Genomic DNA, 5,258 nt, shown 5'->3' on the forward strand with positions numbered 1-5,258 from the left:
CCGCGACGACGATCTTCGCGGAGGTGGTGGCGCGGGTGGGGGCGGCCGCGTTAGAGCTTGCGAAGTCCACTGAGGACCCTTTCGAGCAGCGTGACGTCGGGCTGGTTTCCGGTTTCGCCGCCGGAAGCGGGCTGGTGGATGGCGACCAGGCCGGCCTCGGCCAGGTCGGCCACGAGGATGCGGGCCACTCCCAGGGGAAGCGAGAGCAGCGCCGACACCTCGGCGACGGATTTGACCTCCGTGCACAGCGTGCAGATCCGCTGGTGCTCGGGGAGCAGGGTGGCCAGGCGCTGCGGGTCGACGTCGGCGGAGACCAGGGCCTCCAGCGCGAGTTCGTAGCGCGGGCGGGTCCGGCCGCCGGTCATCGCGAACGGGCGGATCAGCGGGCCGGAGTCGGGTTCGTCCTCGAACTCCTCGTAGTGGCCGGGCTCCTGGGCGGGCCGGTAGCCGGGGGCCGGCTCGGGCGCCGGGGCCGGGTAACCGGGTGCCGGGGCGCCGTACGAGGGCTGCCGGGCGTACTGGTCGTACTGGCCGTACTGCTCTTCGGGGCGGGGGTACGGCTGCTGGGGCTGTCCGTACTGGTGCCGGCCGTACTGCTGACCGTGGCCGACGCCGGGTGCTCCGAAGGCGTCATGGCCTGTGCCAGGGTACGGAACGCCGTACTGGCCGCTGCGGTCGTCGGGCGGTGTCACGGTTCCTCTCCTCACAGGGTGCGGCGGTGCGGTGCGAGCTTCGGCGCAGGTCCGGAGCCGGTGGTGCGAAGGCCGTACAACGTCCGAACCCGAGCCCGCCGAAGCGGGCCCGGGAAGGACGCGGAGGTGCTTCGAATACCTGGACGGTATCCGACGAACCGTCAGTGCAGGAGACTGCCCTGGAGTTCAGCGCGAAGAGCGGGGGTGAGGACGGCGCCGGCGCGGTCGACGAGCAGGGCCATCTCGTAGCCGACGAGGCCGATGTCGGAGTCCGGGGAGGCGAGGACGGCGAGCGCGGAACCGTCGCTGACGGCCATCAGGAACAGGAAGCCCCGCTCCATCTCGACCACGGTCTGGTTGACCTCGCCGCCCTCGAAGATCCGGCTGGCGCCGGAGGTGAGGGAGGTGAGGCCGGAGGCGACGGCGGCGAGCTGGTCGGCACGGTCGCGCGGGAAGCCCTCGGACATGCACAGCAGGAGGCCGTCCGCGGAGACCACCACGGTGTGGGACACCCCGGGGGTGTTGTCCACGAAATTGGTGATCAGCCAGTTCAGGTTCTGTGCGGCCTGGCTCATCTGAGTCAACTCAACGCTCCTGGTGGTTCGAGCCGCCGAAGAGATCGGTGCTCCGGTTCTGTCCGTTGCCGGACTGGTCTGCCTGATCGGGGTCGATCCGGAAGCTTCCGGTGTTACCGGCGCTGCGGCCCTGCTCCACACCGCGGCGCAGGTTGGTGAGGCGGCCACGGACCTCCTCCGGGCTGCGGGAGACCTGCGGCCCGTCCTGCGGGGTGGGCTTGGCGTTGCCGGGCACCAGGTTCTGCTTGGGCACGCGCCTCGGCAGACCGGCACCGGTGGTGCCGCTGGAGCTGGGCTCGCGCAGCTGCTCGGCCCGCTGCCAGTCGCCGTCGTTCGGCGACTGCCAGGCGGTGCTGGCGGTCGGGCCGGTCGGGCCGTATCCGCCGAGCGAGGACACGTCGTGGCCGCGCTGGGTCGGGGACGCCGAGGTGTCCTTGGCGCCGGCGAACCAGTTCGGGGCGTCGCCGGACGCGCCGGCGCCGGACGGGGCGGCGGTGGGGCCGCCGCTCGCCAGCTGCTCGCCGGGGCGGCGCTGCGGCAGTCCGGACGGCAGGGTGGTGTGCGCCTCGGCGGCGGGCAGCGCCGGCGGCTCCGGGGCGTACGGGTGGCCGGCCGGGGACTCCTCGGCCTGCCGGCCGTACTGGTCGGCGTACCCGTCCTGCTGGTAGCCGCCCTGGTCGTAGCCGTACCGGTCGTCGGCGTAGCCCTGCTGCTCGTAGCCCTGCGGGGCGTACTGGTCGTAGCCGTCCTGGGCGTACTCGTCCTGCTGGTACTCGTCCTGCTGGTAGCCGCCCTGGTCGTAGCCGTACCGGTCGTCGGCGTGGGGCTGCTGCTCGTAGCCCTGCGGGGCGTACTGGTCGTAGCCCTGCTGGTAGTCCTCCTCGACCTCGGCGTCCACCACCGGCGCCTGCGGGCCGCCCTCCAGGGCCGCGCGGCGGACCTGGTCGAGGCGCTGCGAGCGCTGGACGGACTCCAGGGCCGGGCTGAACCCGCTGGAGCCGGCGTTGCCGATGCCGGTGAGGTGGTCGTCGAAGCCGAGCTCGGCGGCGCTGCGGGCCGTGGTGTCCGGCGCCCACTGGGCGGTCGGCTCCTGCTCGGCGAAGATCCGCGAGACGGTGAACTGCTCGTCCGGCTCCGGCGCCGCACCCGACTGGGTGACGAACGGCGGGAGCATGACCAGCGAGGTGGTGCCGGCGGACTCGCCGGACGGGCGGAGCTGGACGCGGATGTCGTGCCGCTGGGAGAGCCGGCCGACCACGAACAGGCCCATGCGGCGGGAGATGGTGGCGTCGACCGTGGGCGGCTCGGCCAGCTTCTCGTTGATCTCCGCGAAGTCCTCGGCGGTGAGGCCGATGCCCTTGTCGTGGATCTCGACCAGCACCCGGCCGTCCGGCAGGCGGGTCGCGTTGACCAGGACCCGGGTCTGCGGGCTGGAGAACGAGGTGGCGTTCTCCAGCAGCTCGGCGAGCAGGTGGACGAGGTCGGTCACGGCGGCGCCGACGACGTCGACCTCCGGGATGCCGGAGAGCTCGACGCGCTCGTACTGCTCCACCTCGGATGCGGCGGCGCGGAGCACGTCGACCAGCGGGACCGGGGTGTTCCAGCGGCGGCCGGCCTCCTCGCCCGCGAGGACGAGGAGGTTCTCACCGTTGCGGCGCATACGGGTCGCGAGGTGGTCCAGCTTGAAGAGGTTCTCCAGCTGGTCCGGGTCGGCCTCGTTGTTCTCCAGGTCGGTGATCAGCGCCAGCTGGCGCTGGATCAGGCTCTGGCTGCGGCGCGACAGGTTGGTGAAGATCGCGTTGACGTTCCCTCGCAGCAGGGCCTGCTCGGCGGCGAGTGCCACCGCCTGCTGGTGGACCTGGTCGAACGCCCGGGCGACCTCGCCGATCTCGTCCTTGCCGTGCAGCGGGATCGGGGTCACCGAGGTGTCGACCCGCTCGGGGTCGGTCTTGGAGAGCTTCTCGACCAGGTCCGGCAGACGGTGGTCGGCGATCTCCAGGGCGGCGCTGCGCAGGGTGCGCATGCCGAGGATCATCGAGCGGGCCACGTAGCCGGTGAGCAGACCGGCCAGGATGAGCGCCGCGACGACGATGATCGTGTTGAGGATGGCGTCGTAGAGCGCGTTGTCCTTCAGGGCGCGGGACTCGGCGAGGACGTCGTCCAGCAGCGCGATCTCGGTGTTCCGCAGGGCCTGGATGTGGCTGTTGGCGGCCTGGTTCCAGTTGTCCGGGGTCAGGCCGGCGTTCTTCGCCTCGGCGTACGCGGCGTCGGCGGCGGCCTTGCCCTTCAGCTGGCCCTCCGCGGCGGCCTGGCTGTAGGCGGCGCCGAGCTGGAGCAGGCTCTGCATGGTGGGCGCCGCGCCGTTGGGCATCTTGTACGCCGAACGATCCTGGGCGGTGGCCAGGGCGACCTGGGCGGCCGCGTACTTCCGGGCGTCCTCGGGGGCGCCGCCGGTGTGGAACTCGTTGAGGGAGACCTGCTCCAGCTTCTCCGAGACCAGGATCTGCTGGATCACGTCCTGGTTCTCGTAGCGCGTGGTGGCGTTCTGCGAGATGCCGACCAGCAGGTTGAGCATCAGCGCGCGCTGGGTCGAGGCGGAGGCCTTGGCCAGCGACATCGCGTAGATCGCGCGGCCCTTGCTGGTGGCGTTGGCGGAGCCGATGCCGACCGAGTTGTCGTAGGCCAGCAGCGGGGCGAGCATCACCGAGTAGGCGCTCGCGGTGGCGCTGGCGAACAGCTCGGGGCTGTACGCGTTGGCCCGCAGGTGCGCCAGGTCGAGGACCAGGGCCTGGAAGGCCTCGTGGCGGCGGGGGAGCTCACCGGACTTGTCCGAGGCGGCGTAGGCGGCGTTGTAGGCCTTCAGCGCGGTGTCGGTGTCGTTGCGGCGCTTGGTGACCTCGTTGTTCGGGTCCTGCTTGGTGAGCAGGGGTATGAGCGTCTTGTCGCGCTCGTTCTCCAGCGCCTCGGCGAGTTCGGTCGCCGCCTTGGCCAGCTCCGCGGTCTTCTCGGCGCGGGAGGCCTTGATGTAGCCGTCGACCGAGGTGTTCACGCGCAGACCGCCGAAGACGAGACTGATGATCACGGGGATCAGCAGGATCGCGATCAGACGGGTCGGCACGCGCCAGTTGCGCGGGCGGAGGAAGTCGTACCGGCTGGAGCCGCCGCCGTCGCCCGACGAACCGCCGCCGAGGGGCGCCGTGGGCGCGGCCTGGGGCTCGGGGGCCGGGGCGGGGCCCTGGGCGCGTTCCTCGGTGGGAGTGAACGCGGAGAATCCGGCCGGATCCCCCTGGGTACCGTTCGGCTCGCTCTGGCGGGGCTCGGAGCGCCGCTGCGGGGCGGGTTGCTGCTTACGCCTCACTCGACAACTACCTCTCGGCCGACTGCCGGCCATGGATCAATCCAGCGCTACCCGGGTGCCCTGACCTCCGCCGGACGGGCCGGAGCAGGAGACATCCAGGGGTAGCTGGAATTTCAGCACGTGCGGGGATGGGGGACAAACAGCCGCAGTCCGACACCCACGCCGGAACAATCCGGACATTCACCGACATGGCGGAGCAAATCCGTGATCACCTGGCGCTGAGTGACGCGGATTCGCCACACTGAGTCATTGTTGATCACAAAATGCCTACCGAACTGTTATCCGCTGCTTATATACGGGTCTTGCGCGGGGCCCCCGGAGGACACCGGCCGGTAAGCGTCGCGGCCCCGACGGCCCGCTGCAGGGGACGGACCGTCGGGGCCGGGCGGTTCCCCCTCGCTCAGCGGAGCCGGGCCAGCAGGGCGTGTTCGACGAGGGTGATGAGGGCGCTCTTGGCGCTGTCGCGGCGGCGGGCGTCGAGGGTGACGACGGGGGTGTCGGCGCCGAGTTGGAGTGCTTCGCGGACTTCGTCGGCGGAGTGGGGCTGGTGTCCGTCGAAGCCGTTGAGGGCGACGACGAAGGGCAGTCCGCTGTTCTCGAAGTAGTCGAGGGCGGGGAAGCAGTCGGCGAGGC

Annotated in this window: 3 protein-coding genes and 1 pseudogene; all 4 read right to left on the reverse strand. The window is 71.3% G+C overall.

Translation table 11 applies throughout. The annotated features are described in order from the left end of the window. Positions 1-50: 50 nt before the first annotated feature. Positions 51-692 carry a DUF742 domain-containing protein gene (locus ACFVUY_RS43100; protein WP_359915522.1) on the reverse strand — a complete coding sequence of 214 codons (642 nt, stop codon included), beginning with the start codon at positions 690-692 and terminating at the stop codon, positions 51-53. Positions 693-853: 161 nt separating this feature from the next. Further along, positions 854-1,267, reverse strand: a complete 414-nt coding sequence (locus ACFVUY_RS43105) for a roadblock/LC7 domain-containing protein (protein WP_030057391.1) — start codon at positions 1,265-1,267, stop codon at positions 854-856. A 10-nt stretch (positions 1,268-1,277) separates the two neighbouring features. Beyond that, positions 1,278-4,625 carry a nitrate- and nitrite sensing domain-containing protein gene (locus tag ACFVUY_RS43110; RefSeq protein WP_387696005.1) on the reverse strand — a complete coding sequence of 1,116 codons (3,348 nt, stop codon included), beginning with the start codon at positions 4,623-4,625 and terminating at the stop codon, positions 1,278-1,280. 400 nt (positions 4,626-5,025) lie between these two features. Beyond that, positions 5,026-5,258: pseudogene (locus ACFVUY_RS43115) on the reverse strand (ATP-binding protein); the annotation flags it as partial.

The organism is Kitasatospora sp. NPDC058063, assembly GCF_042885395.1.
In the GTDB taxonomy this organism is placed as follows: Bacteria; Actinomycetota; Actinomycetes; order Streptomycetales; family Streptomycetaceae; genus Kitasatospora; species Kitasatospora lactacystinica.

Coding starts and splice junctions, on each gene's coding strand:
- ACFVUY_RS43105 (WP_030057391.1), bottom strand. CDS start 1,267: ATGAGCCAGGCCGCACAGAACCTGAACTGGCTGATCACCAATTTCGTG.